At 67.2% G+C, this 20,901-nt stretch carries 21 protein-coding genes and 1 pseudogene; 4 read left to right on the top strand and 18 right to left on the bottom strand.

Annotated elements, in window-relative coordinates; all coding sequences use genetic code 11:
- The first annotated feature begins 39 nt into the window (after window positions 1–39).
- Window positions 40–321 carry a hypothetical protein gene (locus LDO15_RS07110; RefSeq protein ID WP_223985392.1) on the top strand — a complete coding sequence of 94 codons (282 nt, stop codon included), beginning with the start codon at window positions 40–42 and terminating at the stop codon, window positions 319–321.
- A 111-nt stretch (window positions 322–432) separates the two neighbouring features.
- On the opposite strand, the gene LDO15_RS07105 is transcribed toward LDO15_RS07110, so the two are convergent.
- From LDO15_RS07105 to LDO15_RS23510, 10 genes and pseudogenes are all read right to left on the bottom strand, one after another.
- Window positions 433–930: a DUF1579 domain-containing protein gene (locus tag LDO15_RS07105; RefSeq protein WP_223985390.1), complete on the bottom strand. Its 498-nt coding sequence runs from the start codon at window positions 928–930 to the stop codon at window positions 433–435.
- A gap of 77 nt (window positions 931–1,007) precedes the next feature.
- Window positions 1,008–2,351, bottom strand: coding sequence for a pitrilysin family protein (locus tag LDO15_RS07100; RefSeq protein ID WP_223985388.1), 1,344 nt, complete (start codon window positions 2,349–2,351; stop codon window positions 1,008–1,010).
- A gap of 105 nt (window positions 2,352–2,456) precedes the next feature.
- Entirely contained in the window at window positions 2,457–4,715 is a 2,259-nt protein-coding gene (locus LDO15_RS07095; RefSeq protein WP_223985386.1) for a polyribonucleotide nucleotidyltransferase, read from the bottom strand.
- Window positions 4,716–4,962: 247 nt separating this feature from the next.
- Window positions 4,963–5,232, bottom strand: a complete 270-nt coding sequence (gene rpsO, locus LDO15_RS07090; RefSeq protein WP_120953920.1) for a 30S ribosomal protein S15 — start codon at window positions 5,230–5,232, stop codon at window positions 4,963–4,965.
- Between the two features lie 216 nt (window positions 5,233–5,448).
- Window positions 5,449–6,750: an aminotransferase class V-fold PLP-dependent enzyme gene (locus LDO15_RS07085; protein WP_223987162.1), complete on the bottom strand. Its 1,302-nt coding sequence runs from the start codon at window positions 6,748–6,750 to the stop codon at window positions 5,449–5,451.
- Window positions 6,751–6,752: 2 nt separating this feature from the next.
- Window positions 6,753–7,607 (bottom strand): tryptophan 2,3-dioxygenase, encoded by an 855-nt coding sequence (gene kynA, locus LDO15_RS07080; RefSeq protein ID WP_223985385.1) that lies wholly within the window; start codon window positions 7,605–7,607, stop codon window positions 6,753–6,755.
- Between the two features lie 121 nt (window positions 7,608–7,728).
- Window positions 7,729–8,712, bottom strand: a complete 984-nt coding sequence (locus LDO15_RS07075) for a bifunctional riboflavin kinase/FAD synthetase (protein WP_223985384.1) — start codon at window positions 8,710–8,712, stop codon at window positions 7,729–7,731.
- A gap of 230 nt (window positions 8,713–8,942) precedes the next feature.
- Window positions 8,943–9,326 carry a hypothetical protein gene (locus LDO15_RS07070; RefSeq protein WP_223985383.1) on the bottom strand — a complete coding sequence of 128 codons (384 nt, stop codon included), beginning with the start codon at window positions 9,324–9,326 and terminating at the stop codon, window positions 8,943–8,945.
- A 314-nt stretch (window positions 9,327–9,640) separates the two neighbouring features.
- Window positions 9,641–10,333, bottom strand: a complete 693-nt coding sequence (locus LDO15_RS23515) for a DUF222 domain-containing protein (protein WP_346655983.1) — start codon at window positions 10,331–10,333, stop codon at window positions 9,641–9,643.
- 137 nt (window positions 10,334–10,470) lie between these two features.
- Window positions 10,471–11,004 (bottom strand): annotated as a pseudogene (locus LDO15_RS23510) (DUF222 domain-containing protein); the annotation flags it as partial.
- A gap of 235 nt (window positions 11,005–11,239) precedes the next feature.
- Here LDO15_RS23510 and LDO15_RS07060 point away from each other — a divergent pair.
- A complete protein-coding gene (locus tag LDO15_RS07060; RefSeq protein WP_223985382.1) occupies window positions 11,240–11,794 on the top strand; it encodes an NUDIX hydrolase in 555 nt (184 codons plus the stop codon).
- Window positions 11,795–11,902: 108 nt separating this feature from the next.
- On the opposite strand, the gene LDO15_RS07055 is transcribed toward LDO15_RS07060, so the two are convergent.
- Genes LDO15_RS07055 through truB form a run of 3 tightly spaced genes read right to left on the bottom strand, consistent with a single transcriptional unit; the run spans window position 11,903 to window position 13,807 of the window.
- On the bottom strand, window positions 11,903–12,454 hold the full coding sequence (locus tag LDO15_RS07055) for a hypothetical protein (RefSeq protein WP_223985381.1): 552 nt from the start codon (window positions 12,452–12,454) through the stop codon (window positions 11,903–11,905).
- 19 nt (window positions 12,455–12,473) lie between these two features.
- Window positions 12,474–12,827 carry a hypothetical protein gene (locus tag LDO15_RS07050; RefSeq protein WP_223985380.1) on the bottom strand — a complete coding sequence of 118 codons (354 nt, stop codon included), beginning with the start codon at window positions 12,825–12,827 and terminating at the stop codon, window positions 12,474–12,476.
- Window positions 12,827–13,807, bottom strand: coding sequence for a tRNA pseudouridine(55) synthase TruB (gene truB / locus LDO15_RS07045; RefSeq protein ID WP_223985378.1), 981 nt, complete (start codon window positions 13,805–13,807; stop codon window positions 12,827–12,829). Before truB ends, LDO15_RS07050 begins: the two co-directional genes overlap by 1 nt.
- Window positions 13,808–13,930: 123 nt before the next feature.
- On the opposite strand from truB, the gene LDO15_RS07040 reads away from it, so the two are divergent.
- Entirely contained in the window at window positions 13,931–15,145 is a 1,215-nt protein-coding gene (locus LDO15_RS07040; RefSeq protein ID WP_223985376.1) for a pyridoxal phosphate-dependent aminotransferase, read from the top strand.
- Between the two features lie 104 nt (window positions 15,146–15,249).
- On the top strand, window positions 15,250–15,456 hold the full coding sequence (locus LDO15_RS07035) for a hypothetical protein (RefSeq protein ID WP_223985373.1): 207 nt from the start codon (window positions 15,250–15,252) through the stop codon (window positions 15,454–15,456).
- A gap of 71 nt (window positions 15,457–15,527) precedes the next feature.
- On the opposite strand, the gene LDO15_RS07030 is transcribed toward LDO15_RS07035, so the two are convergent.
- The 5 genes from LDO15_RS07030 to LDO15_RS07010 all read right to left on the bottom strand — a co-directional run bounded on the left by LDO15_RS07030 (window position 15,528) and on the right by LDO15_RS07010 (window position 20,762).
- Complete coding sequence (locus LDO15_RS07030; protein ID WP_223985371.1) at window positions 15,528–15,875, bottom strand: CU044_2847 family protein; 348 nt, start codon at window positions 15,873–15,875, stop codon at window positions 15,528–15,530.
- A gap of 81 nt (window positions 15,876–15,956) precedes the next feature.
- Window positions 15,957–16,394, bottom strand: coding sequence for a thioredoxin (gene trxA / locus LDO15_RS07025; protein ID WP_223985369.1), 438 nt, complete (start codon window positions 16,392–16,394; stop codon window positions 15,957–15,959).
- A gap of 216 nt (window positions 16,395–16,610) precedes the next feature.
- A complete protein-coding gene (rbfA, locus tag LDO15_RS07020; RefSeq protein ID WP_223985367.1) occupies window positions 16,611–17,120 on the bottom strand; it encodes a 30S ribosome-binding factor RbfA in 510 nt (169 codons plus the stop codon).
- A gap of 238 nt (window positions 17,121–17,358) precedes the next feature.
- Window positions 17,359–20,277 (bottom strand): translation initiation factor IF-2, encoded by a 2,919-nt coding sequence (gene infB / locus LDO15_RS07015; protein ID WP_223985366.1) that lies wholly within the window; start codon window positions 20,275–20,277, stop codon window positions 17,359–17,361.
- A 152-nt stretch (window positions 20,278–20,429) separates the two neighbouring features.
- Window positions 20,430–20,762: a YlxR family protein gene (locus LDO15_RS07010; RefSeq protein ID WP_346655994.1), complete on the bottom strand. Its 333-nt coding sequence runs from the start codon at window positions 20,760–20,762 to the stop codon at window positions 20,430–20,432.
- Between the last annotated feature and the right edge of the window lie 139 nt (window positions 20,763–20,901).

Genomic DNA, 20,901 nt, shown 5'->3' with positions numbered 1-20,901 from the left:
ATCCCGTCAGCCAGGCGGGAACAGCCCTAAGGAGAGCCCATGTTTACCTTGCAGATCGAGCATCGGATCAAGGATTTCGGGATGTGGAAGGCGGCATTCGACCGCGACCCGGTCAACCGAGCGGCGTCCGGAGTCACGGCGCACCGGATCAGCCGCCCGGTGGACGACGCGCATTATGTGCTGGTCGAGCTGGATTTCGAGCGGCGGGAACAGGCGGAAGAGTTGCTGGCCAACCTCAGGACACAGGTCTGGAACTCCGCCGCGGCCGCTCCGGCCCTTCAGGGGACGCCGAAAACCCGGATCCTGGAGGCCTCGTCCTGAGCCGGGGCCGGGACACCACGGCCGGCTTCACGACACAGGTTCTAGGGAGCAGGATCGAAGGAGCAGGATCGAAGGAGCAGGTGAGAACGACCAGCCGCCCGTCCCGAAACGTCACGCCGGGATGGAGGCGCCCTCAGCGACGCGCCGGCAGACCGTGGTCATAAAGGGGGTGAACTCGCTCGCCTTGCCCAGGCGGAGACTGGCGGCGTGCGTCAGCACGCCGTCGTCCACCCGGAAAGTGTGCCGCGCGGTGCCGCGGTCGCTGCGCCGTTCGACGGTCAGGGTCCCGCCCTCCCAGCTGGCGCGCGCAGGTGCCTCGGGCGGCAGCCCCATGCTGTTGACGTGGTACCAGAAGGTGTCGGGGTGGTCAGGGTCCATCGTGAAGGCGCCATGGCCTTCGGAGCGGGTCCCGTCCTCATCCGTGTGGCGGTAACTCTGGGTCACGGCCAGCCCGGCGGCCGCCGAGGAGAAGACGATCTCGGATTCCGCGCTGCGCGCCGGGCCCCACGCGGTGGCCTCCCAGTGCGTGGTCCCCGTCCACCGGCCCAGGAAAGGCTTCAGCGCCGCGCATGCACTGCCTGGCAGTGGCCGGTCCACAGTTCCTCCCAAGTGGAGTTCCTCCCGAGTGACCCCGCCACCATCATCACGCCGTGCCCGCGCCGCTGTAAAGCCCGGGGGTTTTCAGGCTAGAGCCCGAACGTCTCCGTTTCCTCGAACGGTCCAACCACCGTGACGGTCCGCGGGGCGGCCGCGAGCTGACGGGCGAGCTCCTGGACTTCCGAGGCGGTGACGGCCTTGATCTGGCGCAGGGTCTCGTCGATGTCCTGGTACTCGCCGGACACCAGCTCCGCACGGCCCAGCCGGGACATCCGGGAACCGGTGTCCTCCAGCGCCAGCACGATGCCGCCGCACAGCTGCCCCACGGCCTTGCGGAGCTCCTCGTCGGAGATGCCGTCCGCGGCCAGTTTGTCCAGTTCGGCGCCGAGCAGGCCGATGACCTGGCGGACCTTCGACGGCGTGCATCCGGCGTACATGCCGAAATAGCCGGCGTCGGCGTAGGAAGAGGCAAACGAGTAGGTCGAATAGACCAGTCCGCGCTTCTCCCGGACCTCCTGGAAGAGCCGTGAGGACATGCCCCCGCCGAGGACGGCGTTGAGGACGCTCATGACGAACCGGCGGTCGTCGGTGGCAACCAGCGAGGGGCAGCCCATGATGATGTTGGCTTGTTCCACCGGGCGCTTGACCACGTGGAGGCCGGCCGTGCCGGTAATGGCCGCACGTTCGGTGGAGCGGCGCTGCACGGGCGCGGCAGCGGGCTCAAGGTTCCAGCCGGCGGAGTGGAGGGCATCCACCACTAGCTCGCAGACGACGTCGTGGTCCAGCCCGCCGGCGGCGGTGACGACGAGCTCGTCGGGACGGTAGTAACGGCGGTAGTGGTCCCACACGGAGTCGCGGGCCACGGCGCGGATGGCTGCCGGAGTGCCGCCGATCGGGCGGCCAAGGGGGTGGGATCCGAGGACGGCGGCAACAAAGTGCTCGTGCGCGACGTCGGTGGGGTCGTCACTGTCCATCGCGATCTCTTCGAGAATGACGTCGCGTTCCTGCTCCATCTCCTGCGGGTCCAGGACGGCGCCGGTGATCATGTCAGCGATGACGTCGATTGCCATGGGCAGGTCGCTGTCCAGGACGCGGGCGAAGTAGCAGGTGCTTTCCTTCGCGGTGGCGGCGTTGGATTCCCCGCCGACCTCGTCGAAGGCCGAGGCGATTTCCAGGGCAGTGCGGCGCCTGGTGCCTTTGAACAGCAGGTGCTCCAGGAAGTGGGTGGAGCCGTGCTGCCCGGGGGCCTCGTCGCGCGAGCCGACCCCGACCCAGAAGCCGATCGTTGCCGAGCGCTGGCCGGGCATGGCCTCGGTCAGCACACGGACGCCGCCGGGAAGGACCGAGCGGCGAACCTCGGAGCCGCCGTCGGCTCCGTGGATCAGGGTGTCTGCGTGCTGATTCTGCTCAAGCGGCAGGGGGACGACTGTCATCAAGGCCTTTCATTGAACACTTGCCAAATCTGCCTGCAATCCTACCTTTAACAGCGGCGGGGCCGGTGGATGATCCACCGGCCCCGCCGTTTGCTTCAGGTGCGACTACTCTGCGGCGTCCGCGGAGACCTCAACGCTGTCAGTGTTCTCAGCGTTTTCGGAGCCTGCCTCGTCAGCCACAACGGGCGACAGGGAGAGCTTGCCGCGGTCATCGATCTTGGTGATCTCCACCTGGATCTTCTGGCCCACGGAGACGACGTCCTCGACGTTGTCCACCCGCTTGCCGCCGGCGATCTTACGCAGCTCGGAGATGTGCAGCAGACCGTCCTTGCCCGGAGTCAGGGACACGAAGGCGCCGAAGGTCGTGGTCTTGACGACCGTGCCCAGGTAACGCTCGCCGATTTCCGGAACCTGCGGGTTGGCGATGGCGTTGATCGCGGACCGTGCTGCGTCGGCAGACGGGCCGTTCGTGGCGCCGATGTAGACAGTTCCGTCGTCCTCGATCGAGATGTCGGCTCCGGTGTCTTCCTGGATCTGGTTGATCATCTTGCCCTTCGGGCCGATGACCTCGCCGATCTTGTCTACCGGGATCTTGACCGCGATGACGCGCGGCGCGAACTCGGAGAGCTCGTCCGGGGTGTCGATCGCGGAGTTCAGGACATCCAGGATGTGCAGGCGGGCTTCGCGGGCCTGCTTCAGGGCTGCGGCCAGGACCGAGGCCGGGATGCCGTCGAGCTTGGTGTCCAGCTGGATGGCCGTGACGAACTCGGAGGTACCCGCGACCTTGAAGTCCATGTCGCCGAAGGCATCTTCGGCGCCGAGGATATCGGTCAGGGCAGCGTAGCGGGTCTGGCCGTCAACCTGGTCGGAGACCAGGCCCATGGCGATACCGGCGACGGCGGCCTTCAGCGGCACACCTGCGTTGAGCAGGGACAGCGTGGAGGCGCAGACGGAACCCATCGACGTCGAACCGTTGGAGCTGAGGGCTTCAGACACCTGGCGGATGGCGTAGGGGAATTCCTCGCGGGAAGGCAGCACCGGCATGATGGCGCGCTCTGCGAGGGCACCGTGGCCGATTTCGCGGCGCTTCGGGGAGCCGACGCGGCCGGTCTCGCCGGTGGAGTACGGCGGGAAGTTGTAGTTGTGCATGTAGCGCTTGCGCGTCACGGGAGACAGCGAGTCGATCTGCTGTTCCATCTTGAGCATGTTCAGCGTGGTGACACCCATGATCTGGGTCTCGCCGCGTTCGAAGATGGCCGAGCCGTGGACGCGGGGCAGAACCTCAACCTCGGCGGTGAGCTGGCGGATGTCCGTCAGGCCGCGGCCGTCGATGCGGATCTGGTCCTTGAGGATGCGCTGGCGCACAACCTGCTTGGTGACGGAGCGGAAAGCTGCGGACAGCTCCTTCTCGCGGCCTTCGAACTGGCCGGCCAGGGAAGAGGTGACCTCGTCCTTGAGCTCGTCCGAAGCGGTGTCGCGCTCCTGCTTGTCGGCGATCTGGAAGACAGCGGCCAGCTTCTCGGCGGCAGCGGACTCCACAGCGGCGTAGACGTCATCCTGGTAGTCCAGGAAGACCGGGAACTCGACGGTCGGCTTGGCGGCGCGTGCAGCCAGGTCGGACTGTGCCTCGCAAAGGGCCTTGATGAACGGCTTGGCAGCCTCGAGGCCTTCGGAGACGACCTCTTCGGTCGGGGCGGTGGCGCCCTGTTCCTTGATGAGGTTCCAGGAGTTGTCGGTGGCTTCGGCTTCAACCATCATGATGGCAACGTCGTCGCCGGCGATGCGGCCGGCAACGACCATGTTGAAGACGGCGTTCTCGAGCTGGGAGTGCTTCGGGAACGCAACCCACTGCGAGCCGTTCTCGTCGGCGACGAGGGCAACGCGGACGCCGCCGATCGGGCCCGAGAAAGGCAGGCCGGAGAGCTGGGTGGACATCGAGGAGGCGTTGATGGCCACGACGTCGTAGAGCTCGTCCGGGTTGATGGACAGCACGGTGACGACGATCTGGACCTCGTTGCGCAGGCCCTTGACGAACGCGGGGCGCAGCGGGCGGTCCATGAGGCGGCACGCCAGGATGGCTTCCGTGGAGGGACGGCCTTCACGGCGGAAGAACGAGCCCGGGATGCGTCCGGCGGCGTACATGCGCTCTTCGACGTCGACGGTCAGCGGGAAGAAGTCGAAGCCTTCACGCGGGTGCTTGCCGGCGGTGGTGGCGGACAGCAGCGCGGTCTCTTCGTCGATGTAGACCATCGCTGCGCCGGCTGCCTGCTTGGCAAGGCGGCCGGTTTCAAAGCGGATTACACGCTTGCCGAAGCGGCCATTGTCAATGATTGCTTCTGAGAACTGGATTTCGGGACCCTCCATAGAGAGTCACCTCCGTTTCATGGTTCACGGAGCCCAGCCGCATCAACCCAGTCCAGCTTCTGTCTACTGGCCTGCACTGCACCCGGTCATCGATCGAGACCCACGGGCCGGGCCTCATTCCTTGAGGCCGTTCCCGGGGATCACTACCGAGGACCGCGAATGCGTGATGCGGTTGATCCTCCTGTTTAATTTTGTCCTGAAGAGGGCGGCCCTTTCCGGTCCGGAAGGGGCCGCCCCTTAAAGCTGACTAGCGACGCAGGCCGAGGCGCTCGATGAGCTGACGGTAGCGGGTGATGTCAGTGTTCTTGAGGTAGGTGAGCATGCGCTTGCGACGACCAACCATGGCCAGCAGACCGCGCTGGGTGTGGTAGTCGTGCTTGTGCTCCTTCATGTGCTCAGTGAGATCCTTGATCCGCTGAGTCAGGACTGCAACCTGGACCTCCGGCGAACCGGTGTCGCCCTCGGACGTTGCGAAATCCTTGATGATGGACTGCTTTACAGCGGCTTCAAGTGCCACAATAACTCCTAGAGATGTGCCGTGAGGCCCGAAACAGTAATTCACTGCCGGGGGTGCCGTCCCGGCGTTCCTCCTCCGACGAGAGGGTTGGCCGTACACAGCAGGAACCAGCCGCCACGGACTGCAGCCGGATCCAACGTCCAGTTTAGTGGCACGTCCGCGATCTTGTCGAAACCGCCCGCCCCGCCGGCCGATCCCGTTGCCGCGCCGCCTGCCTCAGGCGGGTGCCGCGCCGCCTGCCTGCGGCGGGTGCAGTATTCCGCTGTCCTGGCCCGAAAGCAGCCCGCGGATGGCGGCGACGCCCCGGTACAGCTCCGCGAAGGAGGTGCTCAGCGGAGACAGCCCGATCCTGATGCCCTGCGGGGCGCGGAAATCGGGAATCACGTCCTGGTCCCACAAAGTGGCCGTCATTTCACGGAAGGCCGGGTGGTCGATCGTGACATGGCTGCCGCGCAGTTCCGGGTCCCGCGGGGTGGACAGCTCAACGCCGGCCGGCGCCAGCCAGGCGTCGTAGAGCTCGAGGGCGAAGGCCGTCAGCAGCCGGGACTTCTCCCGCAGTGCGGCCATCCCGACTTCCTCGATCAGGTCCAGCGTGCCGCGCATGGCGAGCATCCCGAAGATGGCCGGAGTGCCGCTGAGGAAGCCCCGGATGCCGGGCGCGGCCTCGTAGCCGGGACCCATTTCGAACGCGTCCTTGCGTCCCATCCAGCCCCAGATCGGCTGCTGCAGTCCGGGCAGGTGCCGGGCGTTCACGTAGGCGAACGCGGGCGAGCCCGGTCCCCCGTTCAGGTACTTGTACGTGCATCCTGCCGCGAAGTCGACGCCGGCGTCGTCCAAGGCGATCTCCACGGATCCGGCGGAGTGGCACAGGTCCCACACCACCAGGGCGCCGGCGTCGTGGATGGCGGCGGTGACGGCGGGCAGGTCCGCGAGGAAGCCGGAGCGGTACGCGATCTGGCTCAGGACCACGACGGCGGTGGCAGGGCCCGTGGCGGCGCGCACTTGGTCGACGGTGACGCCGGAGGCGGGATCGGCGTCGATCCAGCGCAGCTTCAGGCCTTTTTCGCGGGCGATGCCCTCCACCAGATAGCGGTCGGTGGGAAAATTGTCCGTGTCCAGGACGATTTCCGTCCTCGCCGGATCGGTCACGGCGGCCAGGGCGGCGCGGATCAGCTTGTACAGCACCACGGTGGTGGAGTCGGCAATGATGGTCTGCCCGGGCGCGGCACCCAGCACCGCGCGGCCGAGCTGATCGCCGATGGCCTGGGGCAGCTGGAGCCAGTCCTCGTCCCAGCCCCTGATCAGGCGGCCGCCCCAGCTGTGCTGGATGAAGTCGCTGATGTCGGTGACGGTCCGCTTGAGCGGGCGGCCCAGCGAGTTGCCGTCGAGGTAGGACAGGTCCGTGTCCGCGCCGACGAAGTGCTCCCGGTACCCGGCCAGCGGATCGGCGGCGTCGAGGTCCCGGGCGCGCTGCAGCAAACCCTCGGTGTTGTTGCCTGCGGCCCCGGCAGTAGTCATGTTCACTGGCCGATCTCCGTCCGCACGGCGAAGAGCTCGGGGAAGAAGGTCAGCTCGAGGGCCTTCTGCAGGAACGCGGCTCCGCTGGATCCGCCGGTGCCTGCCTTCATGCCGATGGTGCGCTGGACGGTGCGCAGGTGGCGGAAGCGCCAGAGCTGGAAGTTGTCCTCGAGGTCTACGAGCTCTTCGCAGGCCTCGTAGGCGCCCCAGTTGTCGGCCGCGTGCTCGTAGATGTACTTGAAAACCGGGACAAGTTCCGGGCAGAACTCGTGCGCTTTGGTGACGTCGCGCCCCAGCACGGAGGCCGGGACGTCGAAGCCCTGGCGCTTGAGATACGCGAGGAAATCGTCATAGATGCTGGGGGCCTCCAGCAGTTCACGCAGCATTTCGTGGGCCTCGGGGTCCGATTCGAACACCGGAAGCATCTTGGCGTTCTTGTTGCCGAGCAGGAACTCGACCGCGCGGTACTGGCTGGACTGGAACCCTGAGGAGTTGCCGAGGAAACCGCGGAACTGGGAGTACTCGGTCGGCGTCAGGGTGGCCAGCACGGACCATTGCTCGGTGAGTGTCTTCTGGATGTGCTTGACGCGGGCTATCGCTTTCAGGGCGGACCCGAGGTCATCCGAACGCAGCCAGGCGGCGGCGCTGCGGAGCTCGTGCAGGACCAGCTTCAGCCACAGCTCCGTGGTCTGGTGTTGGATGATGAACAGCATCTCGTCGTGGTGTTCGGGGGTGCTCACCGGCTGCTGGGCGCTGAGCAGGGTGGGCAACTGGAGGTAGGACGCATAGCTCATCCGCTGGCTGAAGTCGCGGACGATGTCCCGGTCCAGCTCCCTCGTGTTCTTCTCGATGGTCACGTCTCGTGCCTTCCTATGCGACATGGCGGGAAATCAGCGCGCGGCTCCGGTGAGTTGGAACGCCGTCGGCGTGGGGTTGCACGCCGACGGCGCGGGGCGGAACGCCAATTCGGCCCCGTTGTCAGCGGGCGAAAAGGATGTCGTGGGCCTGGACGACATCCAGGCGCATCTGCTCCACCAGTGCCTCAGGCCCACGGTACGCCACCATGCCGCGCAGTCTGGAGACAAATTCCACCACAACTGTCTGGTCGTACAGATTGAAGTCGTCCACGTCCTCTTCCGGGCGGTCGATCACGTGGGCCTCGACCTGACGGCTCACGCCGTCGAAGGTCGGGTTGGAGCCTACGGAGATTGCGGCAGGCCAGCGGGTGCCGGCCTGGTCTACGAGCCAGCCGGCATAGATTCCGTCCGCGGGAATGTACCCGCTCGCCGTCGATGCCAGGTTGGCCGTGGGGAAGCCGAGGTCGCGGCCGCGTGCGGCACCGTGCACCACCTCGCCGCGCATCCTGTGCGGCCTCCCGAGTACGGCGGCGGCGGTGGCGACATCGCCCGCACGCAGGGCCTCCCGCACCCAGGTGGACGAGCAGCGGCGGTCCGTGCCGGCGTCGTCGTGGATGGGGAAACCTTCAGAGCCGAATTCGCTGATGACGAGCACCTCGAAACCGAGCTTCTTGCCCAGTTCCTGCATGGTGGCGAGGTCGCCGGAATTGCCCCGGCCGAACCGGGCATCATGACCGATCACCACGTGGCTCGCCTTCAGGGCGTCCACGAGGACAGTGACCACAAATTCTTCGGGGGTGAGGCTGGCGAGCTCCAGCGAGTACTTCATCACCAAAACCGCGTCGAGGCCGAGCTCACCGAGGGCCACGAGCTTGTCTTCCAGCCCCATGATCAGTTCGGGAGCGGACTCCGGGCGGTGCACCTGCGCCGGGTGCGGATCAAAGGTGATCGCGACGGCGCGGGCGTGGTTCATTCGGGCCGTGCGGATGAGCTGCGAGAGCACCTGCTGGTGGCCGCGGTGCACGCCGTCGAAATTGCCGAACGTGACAACCGAAGGACCAAAGTCCGCCGGGACTTCGGACAGATCGTTCCAGATGTGGACCATCACCCTCGCCTTTTGCTGCCTGCCATGAACTCGCCCGGAGGGACCGTGCCGGCTCCGGAACTCTCTAAGATTACCCGCAATCGATGCAGGTCCCGGACGGGCGCCCGGGGTCCCGGGACGGCTCCCAGGCTCCAGGGGCGGGCGGCCCGGGCTTGCGGGGCGGCAACCAGCACGGCTGGCGGGACGACAGCTGAGGAGCTGCCGGCCGGCGGCCTCAGGGCAGGCGCTCACTATCGTCCGAGCAGTAGCCTTCGCTCGCTGTCCCGGACAGCCTGGTTCCGCCAATTCCGCCAGTGCAGGAGCGCGGCGGCGAGGATGAGCGGGACGTGGATGCCGGGCAGGTTTCTCGCGAACCAATGCGGCAGGTAGATGTCCGTGACGGAACCTTTGCCGTCGCCGAGTTCCCGCGCGACGGCGGTCAGCGGGCAGTGGAACCCGTTGGCGGCAAAGATCAGCGTTTCCCCGGCGACCACGACGGCGGCCACACCCGTCTTCCGGTCGGTGCGGCCCCTGATGCCGGTGTACAGGACATAGGCCATGCAGGCCTCGATTGTGAACCAGGCAATGGTGTGGAACGACTTTACTGCCCGCAGCAGCAGACGGCGATGGTCCATGCCTCCAGCCTAGGCGCGCAAGCGCGTGCGTGGTTCAGAGGCTTTGGGCCCGGCAGGCTACCGCGGCCACTTCCGCCAGCTCGCGGTTTCCGTTGCAGACCACGGGCCCGGTCACGATTCTCCGCACGGTCCGCCGAACCAGGCGGGACAGTGACAGCCAGCGGGGATAGTCAAGCGCAACCACCAACTCCGCCCGGGCCAAGACCAGGTCTCGCCACCCGCCGTACGCACTGTCGGGCACCCAGCGGTCATGGGCTTCATCGGCCCGGCGGGCCCGGCAATTGCGCGACTGATCGCGGAGGAAGATCGGCCCGCTACTCGAGGCGGAGGTGTCTGTTCCGTCGGGGTGCCCGGGCGGGGTCGACGTGCGGGGGCGGGACGAACCAGGGGATGCCGGCGCGCATCCGGATGGACCATTGTTCCTTGTGGATCAGGTGGTGGTGGTGCGAGCAGAGCAGGGTTCCGTTGTCCGTGCTGGTCTTCCCGCCCCAAGACCAGTAATCGATGTGGTGGGCCTCGCACCAGGGCGCGGGGATGGTGCATTGCGGGAACGCGCAGCCCTGGCCCCGGGCTACGAGGGCCTTGCGGATATGGGGCGGGAAGACCCGGGAGGCGCGGCCGATGTCCAGCACCTGTCCTTCCCCGCCGAACACGACCGGGATGATGTCGGCGTCGCAAGCGAGTTTGCGGACGGTGGAGGCGGTGATCGGGCCGCTGAACATCAGCGAGCCGGTTCCCTGGTTCAGGAATTCCGCGCCGCCGGGCACGCCGGCAACCTCGCCCGGGCCGGTTCCGCCGAGGCGCTGGAGCAGGTCCCGGTAGTCGATGGTGGCCATGATCTGGGGCCGAAGCCCGCCGGTGGCGGGCAGGCCGCCCGTGGCGAGGGCGGCTTTGCAGCCACCGACCAGGCCGTCGAGCAGCCGTTGCGGGCGGGAGCGCAGGTCGAGGGCGTCAGCCGCGCCGGCGCCGGCCGGACCGGTTCCGGTGCTGTCGGCGGCGGTTTCCACGGCATTCCCGACCGGCGCCGAGTGCCGGGCGGCGCCAGCTCCGGTGTCCTGGTCTGTTCCGGTGGCCGTTCCGGTGCGGGGTTGGTGGCGGTGTTCATGACCGTCACGAGGTGTTCGAACTGGTCTGCGGTGGCGAAGATTTCCAGGTGGTGCAGGCCGTGCCGGGGTTTCCGGATGAACGCGCCCTGAAGCCGGCGGAGTGCCTCTTCGGAGGGTTCGGCGCCGTCCTGGTCCAGGGCCTCGACCCAGCGCCGGGCGATCCGGGCTAGGAAATCGGGGTCGTTCTCGATTGCCGTCCGGTTCAGGGCGTGTTCCATCGCGGCGGCGGTCTCCGGCAGGCACAGGTGCCGGACCCGCTCCATCGCGGTGGTGATAATAGTCGCGGCGTGGGAGGCAACCTCCCCGGACGCCACGGACGCGGCGAGTTCTTCCCGGGCCGGCGGCCCCGCATGACCGCCGCAAATAGTGCGGGGCACTAGCTCACCGGCCAAGGCCAAACGCCGCCGGGCTTCGGGTGCGCTGATCCGCAGCAGCGCCAGCGCCGCGTCCACCGCGCCAGCCGCGTCGTCTATCGCTGTGCCTCCCGCAACACCGTTTCCCGTGCTGTGCAGGGGCCCGCCACCGGCCGCCGCGCCGGCCACGGCAACACGGCGGGGAAGCTGTGAGGCCATCGCCTGGCCGGCCCACGACGGGGCCCGATCCGGGATGAACTCACCGATGGCTTCCATGACTCAACACTTGCGACGGGGTCCGACAGGATTCATGGACCTGCTTCTACGCTGCTTCTACGGGCGGCCTGACGCCCGGGGACTCGTCGGGCGGCCTGATGCCCGGGGCCAGCAGCCGCTCCTGACACCGACTCCGCTCCAGACGTCGTATGAACCGTACGCGTGGCAAGCTGTAGGCATGGACAGGACAGCCGCACCACAAGCCGGAGAAGCATCATTCGCAGGACCTGTGTCAGGCGAGCCGCGCCGCCCGTTGGGTCCACGCGATCCGGGCGACGCATGGGTCGAGGGCGACCGCGGCCGGTTCTGGGGAAGGTTCGGTTCCGCCGGGCTCCTGGTCCACGACCCTGCAAAGGGGGTACTGCTCCAGCACCGCGCCCTTTGGAGCGATCAGGGCGGCACGTGGGGGCTCCCCGGCGGCGCCCTGCACCAAGGGGAAGAAGCCATCCACGGCGCGCTGCGGGAAGCACAGGAAGAAGCGGCGGTGCCGCCGGAGAACGTGCGTGTCCTGTTTACGTCGGTGTTCGACGTCGGCTACTGGACTTACACGACGGTGGTCGCCGAAGCATTGCAGCCCTTCGAGGCCGCAATCAGTGATCCGGAAAGCCTCGAACTGCAATGGGTGGGGGTTGACGACGTCGGCAGCAAGGAACTTCACCCAGGCTTCGCCGCGGCGTGGCCCGGGCTGCGAAGCAGGCTCGCGGAGGCCCTGCACCAAACCAACCGGGCGTAAGGGGCAGCTGACGCTGATCGCCGGGCAAGGTCCCCGCCCGGGATGGAACCGTCAGTCCGGGAACGTCAGCCCTGGACCGTCAGCCATCGCCGCGCGCGGCAGCCCGCCCTAGCCCTTGAGCGACGCAGGCCGGCGGCGGTACAGCCAGATGAGTCCCAGGATGGGCAGCAGGAGCGGGATGAATCCGTAGCCGCGGCCGAACAGGGACCACACGGTCTCGTGCGGGAAGTTCACCGAGTCGAACACGCTCAGCGCCCCCACCACGAGGACGCCGACAAGCTCCACGAGGACTGCCACCACGGAGACCTTGAACGCGGTGCGGCCCGGCTTCGCGAGTGACACAGTGGCCACCACGTAGACGACCGCGGCAAAGGCGGACAGCAGGTACGCCAGCGGCGCTTCGGAAAACTTCGTCAGGATCTGGTAGCCGGCCCGGGCCGTTGCGGAAATCGCGAACACGGCGTAGACGGCAATCAGCAACCGGCCGGGTCCGGTGTTGCGGGTATTGGTCGCCGCCGTCCCGGTTTCCGCCGGCTGAGCGTCCGCCGTCGCTGCGTCGGGTCGCCCAGGGTCCGGCAGCCCGGCATCCCCCTGCCCGGCGATCCGGGGGTCCGACACCGCCGGGGTGCCCGTGCCATCCTGCGGGGATTTTGCGCTCACGTTTTCTGCCTCTTCCATGTCAGTACCAGATCTGGTTCATGCGGGCCGCCATCACCAGGGCGGTGACGCCGACGGCGGCCAGGACGAAGTTGCTCCAGCGGGTCCGCTCCAAAATGGCCCAGTACACGGCGGCGATCGGGAGTAGCAGCGCCGTCGCCAAATAGCCCCAGAACTCCCACGGCTCTCCCGCGATCTGCTCCCCGCTCGCCACCCGCACAACCGACCCGGCCAGATAGACCAGGAGGGAAAGTTCGACGGCGGCGACCGACAGTATCGTCGTGTCGTTGGGCGCCTTTTTCATGATGCCTGCGACGACGCAGATGATCGTGGACAGCAGGCCAACCACCAGAATGATGTAGAAATACGCGTCCACTACTGGCCGGCCTGCATTTCGTTGCCGGGCTTTTTGTTAGCGGACGTCTCGTTGCCGTGCTTCTCGTTGTCCGGCGCGAAGACCAGCACCGGCTTGGCGTAGCTTCCCGCGTCGGCCAGGAGGGCCACCAGCGTACCGTCCGGGGCGAATGCCGCGGCAGGCTTGTCCGCGGTCGACGCTTCCGGTGTGCCGGCGGCGGCTCCTGCGGCAATCCTGCGGCCGAAGGAAATCTCGGTGGTCTCCGCGTCGCTGAGTTCACGGTTGGGCATCAGGGCCCGTGCCGCGTCGGAGATCTCCAGGACGTCCAGCTTCTCCGCCAACTGTTCGAGGGTGTGCGCCTGGTCAAGCGTGTAAGGACCCACTTGGGTCCGCCGAAGCGCCGTCAGGTGGCCGCCGACGCCGAGAGCCTCACCGAGATCGCGGGCCAAGGCACGGATGTAAGTGCCGGAGGAGCACTCCACGGTGACGTCGACATCCATGGCCTCACCCTCTGACTCCCCTGCGCGCACGCGGCGGATCTCGTGGACCTCAAAGCGGTGGATCGTCACGGGCCGGGCCGCGAGCTTGACCTCTTCGCCGGACCGGACCCGCGCGTAGGCGCGTTCGCCGTTGACCTTTATGGCACTCACGCTGCTCGGAACCTGTTCGATTTCCCCGGTCAGTGCCGCAACACCGGCGCGGACGGCTTCTTCGGTGACCCCGGCGGCGCTACGGGTCGCAGTGACCTCGCCTTCGGCGTCGTCCGTCACGGTAGATTCACCGAGCCTGATGGTGGCGGTGTAAGTCTTTGACGTGCCCACGATGTAGGTCAGCAGCCGGGTGGCTTTGTTGATGCCGACCACGAGAACGCCGGTGGCCATAGGATCCAGCGTCCCGGCATGGCCGACCTTTCGGGTACCGGCGATCCGCCGCATCCGTCCAACCACATCGTGGCTGGTCCAGCCTTGCGGCTTGTCCACTATCACCAGTCCAGAAAGCACGCCTCCCAGTATATGCGGGCCAGGCATGCCCCACGGCGCACGGGCTGGTCCACGGGTGGGTGGACCTGCGCCCCGGCACCCGTGCCGCGGCCCCCGCGGACGCCGGCCGTTAGGATGGCAGACATGCCCGAGCTTGCCGCACACGTCCGCGATGTCCCGATCAACCAGATCCGCGAGATCACCGAAGCCGCCTGGGGAACGCCCGGCGCGATTGTGCTCAGCATCGGGGAGCCCGGCTTCGCGGTGCCCCGCCACGTCCTCGAGGCCGGAATGGCCTGCCTGGACCGGGACGAGACCAACTACACGCCAAACGCCGGGATCCCAGCACTCCGTGAGGCCTTCGCAGCCCGGTTCCGTGAGCACAACGCGACGCCGGTCGGCGCGGACCGGGTCTACGTGGTCGACGGCGCCCAGCAAGGCCTGCACTTCGCCATGAGCCTGCTGCTCTCCCCCGGGGACGAGATCCTCATTCCCAACCCTGGCTACCCCACCTTTGCGATGACGAGCAGCCTGCTGCACGCCGTCCCGGTCCGCTACCCGCTCTACCCCGAGCATGAGTTCCAGCCGCGGATCGAGGACGTCGAGGCGCTCATCACCCCCCGGACCAAGGTGCTGATCCTGAATTCCCCGTCCAACCCGCTCGGCGCGGTACTGGGCGAGGACCTGACGCGCCGCCTCGTGCAGCTCGCGAAGCGGCACGATCTGTGGATCATCTCGGACGAATGCTACGAGGCATTCACCTACGACGTCCCGCACGTCAGCCCGGCCCGCTTCGACAGCGACGTCCCGGGAGAAGCCAGAGTGTTCACCTCGCTTACCCTATCCAAGACCTACGGGCTGACCGGTCTGCGCATCGGCGCCCTGATCTGCCCGCCGGGCCTGGAGCAGAAGATGAACAACGTCATGGAGGCGATTGTGTCCTGCGTGGCGTCGCCGTCGCAATACGCCGCGCTGGCGGCCCTGACCGGTCCGCAGGACTATGTCAGCCACGCCCACGCCCACTACCGGGCCAACCGCGACGCAGCCTCCGCTGTGCTGCGATCCCACGGCATCCCCTACCTCACGGCCCAAGGGGCTTTTTATCTGTGGGCGGATGTCTCGCATGCCAGCGGAGGGGATGTCCGGGCGTGGACGCGGCGCTTCCTGGCCGACTCAGGCGTGGCGTTCGCCCCCGGCACGGCGTTCGGTTCGATCGGCGAGGGCTGGATCCGCATTGCGCTCTGCGGCAGTCAGGCCGATCTTGTGGAAGGCCTCGGGCGACTCCCTGCACGTGCCCCGGCCGCCGGCCCTGCCGGGTCCACGGACCCTACCGCCGGTACTGCGGACGCCATAGCCTAAGCACACGGCGTTCCCAGCTGGCCCGGCTATTCTGGCTTCGGGTCTGGCAACGGGCCGTCCAGGCTCGTTCGGGTGCCGCGGAGTTCCAGCCAAGGGAGGACATCGTGTGGTGGCAAGACCTGCTGTGGGGTTTCTGGAACGGGCTGACGGCGTGGATCGTCCTGATCGCCCACGTCTTCGGGGCGTGGACTGAGTTTCCCTTCTACAACTCCGCCCGCGCGGGGAACTGGTACGACTTCGGGTTCCTCCTGGGCATGGGCTCCCCCGTGCTCGGTGGATTGGGAACCCGCGGGCGCTCCAAGCGCCGCTAAGGAGCCCCTCGAGGCGGCATTTAACGGCAATGGCGGCGCCACACACTGCCGCGATCTGCAACCTCGGCGCCTTAGAGCATGATCTCTTCCTCTGGAACCACAGCCGCCACGGGAGCCTTGGTGAAGGATATCCGGACAATGAAGTGTCCTTCGGCGGAGGTCTTGGCGATGATGGCGCCGGCCTCGCCGGCAAGTTTCACCCCGAACTGGAGTTCCAGATGTTCCGCGCCGAGTTCCTTCATCACCTCCGCGGCGGCGCTGGCCGCCGGCCGGACCGCCGAGAGCGCGTCCTCGAGTCGCCGGCCGGCGTCGAGAATTCCCTGCTCGTTGCGGGAGGGCCGTTCCACGCCGAAGCTGTTGTCCTCGACCTCCACCAGCACTGTCCCCGACCCGACTTCATAGCGCAGGATCTCGGTCATTGCTTCCTCCATTTCAGCTAACTGTGCAGTCGGAAAATGCAGTCGGGAAAATGCAGGCCCGGGGATGCCGGCACCACGTGGTTATTTCGGGCCGGCGGACAGCGCGGCATCGAGCCAGCTCCGGAGGGCAGCGGCCGGCGGCGCCCCGGCCTGGCGGGCAGCCACGGCCCCGTTCTTGATGAGAAGCAATGTTGGAATGGCCTGGATATCGAACCGCCGGGACAGCCCCGGGGAGGTGTCGACGTCGACCTTCACGAGCTTGAATTTCCCGGCCCGTTCCTGTGCCAGCTTGTCGAGCACCGGGCTGACCATCCGGCACGGGCCGCACCACGCCGCCCAGAAGTCCACGAGGACCGGAACGGACGACTGCTCCGCAACAACCGGGAAATCGGCATCCCCTGCCGCCACGATCCAGGGAAGGTCCCGCCGGCAGTTGCCGCAGCGCGGATGCCCGGCCGCGGCCGCAGGAATCCGGTTGGTCTTCCCGCAGTGCGGGCACTTAATCAGGCTGGAATCCACGGCGCTCCGGCGCCTCCCCGCATACCTGCAGTCATGGTTCCATGGGACTCCCCAGCCCTCGAACGGGCATAGGGTCGAAGGTCCCCCGGCCCCGCCGCCTGCCGGCCGCCGTCACAGGAACCCGCCATGGGAAACCGAAACCCGCAACCCTGAAACAGAGAAAACAGCAGGGACCGGACCCGTTTCCGGATCCGGTCCCTGCTGTTGACGGCAGACCTACTTGTTGCGGTCCTCGTCGATTGCGTCGTTGTCGATGAGGTCCAGGTCCTCTTCGTCAAAGTCGTCTTCGTCCAGCTCCACGTCCTGCGGGGTATCGGACTTGTAAGGATCGGCGTCCCCGGCATGCTGGGCGCTGGCAGCGAGGGCCGCCACCTCGGCGTCGCGCTTCTTCGCCGCGCGGAGCAGTTCTTCAAGGTTCGAGGCGTTGACCGGGATCTGGTCGGCCACGAATTCGAGGGTGGGAGTCAGCCGCACCGTGATGTTCCGGCCGACCTCCTGCCGCAGCACACCCTTGGCCTTCTCGAGGCCCTTGGCAGCGTCGGCCTGGGCCACCTCGTCACCGAACACCGTGTAGTAGACGGTTGCATGCTGCAGGTCGTTGGTCACCCGCGAGTCGGTCACCGTGACACCCTCAAGCCGCGGATCCTTGACCCGCCGGCCCAGGGCCTCCGCAACGACAACCTTAATCCGCTGCGCCAACTTGGCAGCCCGTGCGGGATCAGCCATTTCCACTCCTAAAAATTTGGATGTACGACGGCGCCTGTTAGGCGGGGTCGCTCGTTTCAGTTTTCTGCCACGCACTAGGGTGAGTCAACGACGGACTCCCGTCGGAATTTTTCCGGCGGCCTGGGAGTGGCATCGGGCCTGCCGAAGCTGGGCGGTAATGGATCGCAGATCCATTACCGCCCAGCGTAGGGGCGGGGCCGCCGGAAAATTTCCGACGGCCCCACCGCGAAGCAACACCTTAGACGCGCGGCTTCTCGCGCATCTCGAAGGTCTCGATGATGTCGCCTTCGTTGATGTCGTTGTACGAGCCAAGACCGATACCACACTCGAAGTCCGTGCGGACCTCGGTGGCGTCGTCCTTGAAGCGCTTGAGCGTCTCAACGGTGAGGTTGTCGCCGATGATCTTGCCGTCGCGGGTGATGCGGGCCTTGGCGTTGCGCCGGATAACACCGGAGCGGACGATCGAGCCTGCAATGTTGCCGAACTTGGAAGAACGGAACACTTCGCGGACCTCGGCGGTGCCAAGCTGGACCTCTTCGTACTCCGGCTTGAGCATGCCCTTGAGGGCTGCCTCAATGTCATCAATTGCTGCGTAGATGACGGAGTAGAAGCGCATGTCCACGCCTTCGCGGTCTGCCAGTTCGGCAACACGCTCGGCGGGCTTGACGTTGAAGCCGATGATGACGGCGGAGTCGACCGTTGCCAGGTTGACGTCGTTCTGCGTGATCGCACCGACACCGCGGTGGATGACGCGGAGCTGGACACCCTCGCCGACGTCGATCTTGAGCAGCGCGTCTTCGAGGGCTTCCACGGCACCGGACACGTCACCCTTGAGGATGAGGTTGAGGGTGTCGATCTTGCCTTCGGCGACGGCCTGGTCGAAGTCTTCCAGGCTGATGCGCTTGCGGCGCTTCGCCAGGGCGGCGTTGCGGTCAGCGGCTTCACGCTTCTCGGCGATCTGGCGGGCGGTGCGCTCGTCAGCGGTCACGAAGAAGGTGTCACCGGCGCGCGGGACGTTGGACAGACCCAGCACCTGCACGGGGCGGGACGGGCCGGCCTCGGTCAGGGCGCTGCCGTCGTCGTCGAACATCGCGCGGACGCGGCCGTGGGCCGTGCCTGCCACGATGGTGTCGCCGACGTGCAGCGTACCGGACTGGACCAGGACGGTGGCCACGGAACCGCGGCCCTTGTCCAGGTTGGCTTCGATCGCGATACCGCGGGCGTCCTTGTTCGGGTTGGCGCGCATGTCCAGGGCAGCGTCTGCGGTGAGCAGGACGGCGCCGAGGAGCTCGTCGATGTTGAGGTTCTGGCGGGCCGAGACCTCAACGAACATGGTGTCGCCACCGTATTCTTCCGGAACCAGGCCGTACTCGGTCAGCTGGCCGCGGACCTTGTCCGGGTTGGCGCCTTCCTTGTCGATCTTGTTCACGGCCACGACGATCGGCACGTTGGCCGCCTGGGCGTGGTTGAGGGCTTCAACGGTCTGGGGCATGACGCCGTCGTCCGCTGCGACCACCAGGATGGCGATGTCGGTGACCTTCGCACCACGGGCACGCATGGCGGTGAACGCCTCGTGGCCCGGAGTATCGATGAAGGTGATCTTGCGATCGAGGCCTTCGTGGTTGTGGGTGACCTGGTAGGCACCGATGTGCTGCGTGATGCCGCCGTGCTCGCCCGCCATGACGTCGGACTTGCGGATGGCATCGAGCAGGCGCGTCTTACCGTGGTCAACGTGACCCATGACGGTGACGACCGGAGGACGTGCCTCGAGGTCTTCGTCGCCTTCAGCTTCGAGCTCGGCTTCGAAGTCGATGTCGAAGGTGGAGAGCAGCTCGCGCTCCTCGTCCTCCGGCGAAACAACCTGCAGCTTGTAGCCAAGTTCCTCACCCAGCAGGGCAAACGTCTCTTCATCCAGCGACTGGGTGGCCGTGGCCATTTCGCCGAGGTGGAACAGGACGGTTACCAGTGCGGCGGGGTTTGCCTCGATCTTGTCGGCAAAGTCCGTGATGGACGAGCCACGGCGCAGCCGGACTACGGTGTTGCCGTCGCCGCGGGGCACGCTCACGCCGCCCAGCGACGGAGCACTCATCTGCTCCAGTTCCTGACGCTTGGCACGCTTCGACTTGCGCTGCTTGCCACGGCCTGCCCCGCCCTTACCGAAGGCGCCCTGGGTGCCGCCGCGACCGCGGCCGCCCTTGCCAAAGCCGCCACCGGCCGGAGCACCGCCACCGGCACCGGGAGCACCGGTACCCGGAGCGCCACCCGGACGGCCCGGACCGCGGCCGCCGCCACCGGGACGGCCGGCACCTGCGGGTGCGGGACGTTCGGTGCGGTTAGGCATCATGCCCGGAGTCGGGCGGTTTCCGCCGGCTCCTGCCGGACGACCAGCGCCGGGAGCGCCGGCCGGACGCGGGGCGCCGGGGCGGGGGCCGCCTGCGCCTGCTGCCGGACGGGGACCACCCGGACGGGGACCGCCAGCGCCTGCTGCGGGACGCGGGCCACCGGGGCGTTCGCCCTCGGTACGGCTTCCGCCCGGACGCGGCATGCCCTGGGAAGGAGCGAACGGGTTGTTACCCGGACGCGAGGGACGCTCGTTGTCGCCGCCGCGGCCGCGGGGCATGCCCTGGGACGTGGCGAACGGGTTGTTGCCGGGACGGGGACCGCCCGGACGAGGTGCAGATCCGCCCTGGCGTGCCGGAGCAGCCGGGGTTTCAGCCTTGGGGGCCGGACGCGCGCCGGGCTTGACGCCCGTCGAGGGAGCAGCCGGCGCCTGAGCAGCGGGCGCTGCGGGAGCCTGGGCTGCCGGAGCCTGGGCGGCGGGGGCAGCCGGAGCGGCGGGCGCGGCGGCAGGTGCCGGAGCGGCCGGGGCCGGAGCTTCAGCCTTGGGTTCTGCAGCCTTGGGCGCAGCGGGGCCGGGCGCGGGCGCCGGGCGGGTCGCTGCCGGGCTGGCAGATGCCTGGGGGGCGGACGCCGGAGCTTCGGACTTCGAAGCTGCGGGGGCGTCGGGGAAAGCGTTGCGCAGTTTCCGCACAACGGGTGCCTCGATAGTTGACGAGGCGGAGCGAACGAATTCGCCCAGTTCCTGCAGTTTGGTTACTGCATCTTTGGAAGTAATACCGAGCTCTTTAGCAAGCTCATGTACGCGGACCTTGGCCACATTTCTCCTGTCTCGGTCCGCACCGAGCCAGGCACGAACCGTCTACTTCTTACTGCGGGCCTCCGCCGCGAATGCAGCTGAAAGGCCCATTGCAGAGCGCAACAAAGTTGTCATCGTTGCGCACTCATCGCTGGGAACTCATCGGGTTTCCATCAGTTTTCTGACCCGCTTTCAGGTTGGACGGTTGTTGCTGCGGCCACCGGAGTGCCCACGGCTTGCGTGCCGGCAGTGATCCGGCGTTCAACGTCAGCGGTACCGGCTGCGCCTTTGAGGGCGCGGCCGAACGCTCGACGTTTGACCGCCAGTGCCAGGCACTTCTCGCTGGGGTGCAGCCATGCTCCCCGGCCAGCCATCCGGCGTCGTTCGTCCACCACGACGGCGGATGAACCGCCGGCGCCGGCGACGAGCCGGAGTAACTCCGACCGCGACCCTTTTTGTCGGCATCCGATACACGTGCGCTGCGGCTGATTCCCGAGATGTTGCACTTGTGCCACGTTCGAGTATCTTCCTGCCAGTACATCTGTTTGCTGTATATCTGTGCCCCAGGAAATCCGGGACAAACCCAGACGCGCCAAAGACACACGGATACCGGCCGTTAGGCGCGGTCATGTCTATTCTAGCCCC

Origin of the sequence: Arthrobacter sp. NicSoilB8, assembly GCF_019977355.1 — a bacterium.
Taxonomy (GTDB): Bacteria; Actinomycetota; Actinomycetes; order Actinomycetales; family Micrococcaceae; genus Arthrobacter.
Note: the sequence above shows the minus strand (reverse complement) of the source record. Positions and strands in the feature narration are given on the sequence as shown.

Excerpts from the sequence above, each read along its gene's own strand:
- rbfA (WP_223985367.1), bottom strand. The coding sequence starts at position 17,120 with ATGGCTGATCCCGCACGGGCTGCCAAGTTGGCGCAGCGGATTAAGGTT.
- LDO15_RS07085 (WP_223987162.1), bottom strand. The coding sequence starts at position 6,750 with ATGACTACTGCCGGGGCCGCAGGCAACAACACCGAGGGTTTGCTGCAG.
- LDO15_RS07075 (WP_223985384.1), bottom strand. The coding sequence starts at position 8,712 with ATGGTCCACATCTGGAACGATCTGTCCGAAGTCCCGGCGGACTTTGGT.
- LDO15_RS07110 (WP_223985392.1), top strand. The coding sequence starts at position 40 with ATGTTTACCTTGCAGATCGAGCATCGGATCAAGGATTTCGGGATGTGG.
- LDO15_RS07060 (WP_223985382.1), top strand. The coding sequence starts at position 11,240 with ATGGACAGGACAGCCGCACCACAAGCCGGAGAAGCATCATTCGCAGGA.
- LDO15_RS07100 (WP_223985388.1), bottom strand. The coding sequence starts at position 2,351 with ATGACAGTCGTCCCCCTGCCGCTTGAGCAGAATCAGCACGCAGACACC.
- LDO15_RS07070 (WP_223985383.1), bottom strand. The coding sequence starts at position 9,326 with ATGGACCATCGCCGTCTGCTGCTGCGGGCAGTAAAGTCGTTCCACACC.
- LDO15_RS07030 (WP_223985371.1), bottom strand. The coding sequence starts at position 15,875 with ATGACCGAGATCCTGCGCTATGAAGTCGGGTCGGGGACAGTGCTGGTG.
- LDO15_RS07095 (WP_223985386.1), bottom strand. The coding sequence starts at position 4,715 with ATGGAGGGTCCCGAAATCCAGTTCTCAGAAGCAATCATTGACAATGGC.
- LDO15_RS07040 (WP_223985376.1), top strand. The coding sequence starts at position 13,931 with ATGCCCGAGCTTGCCGCACACGTCCGCGATGTCCCGATCAACCAGATC.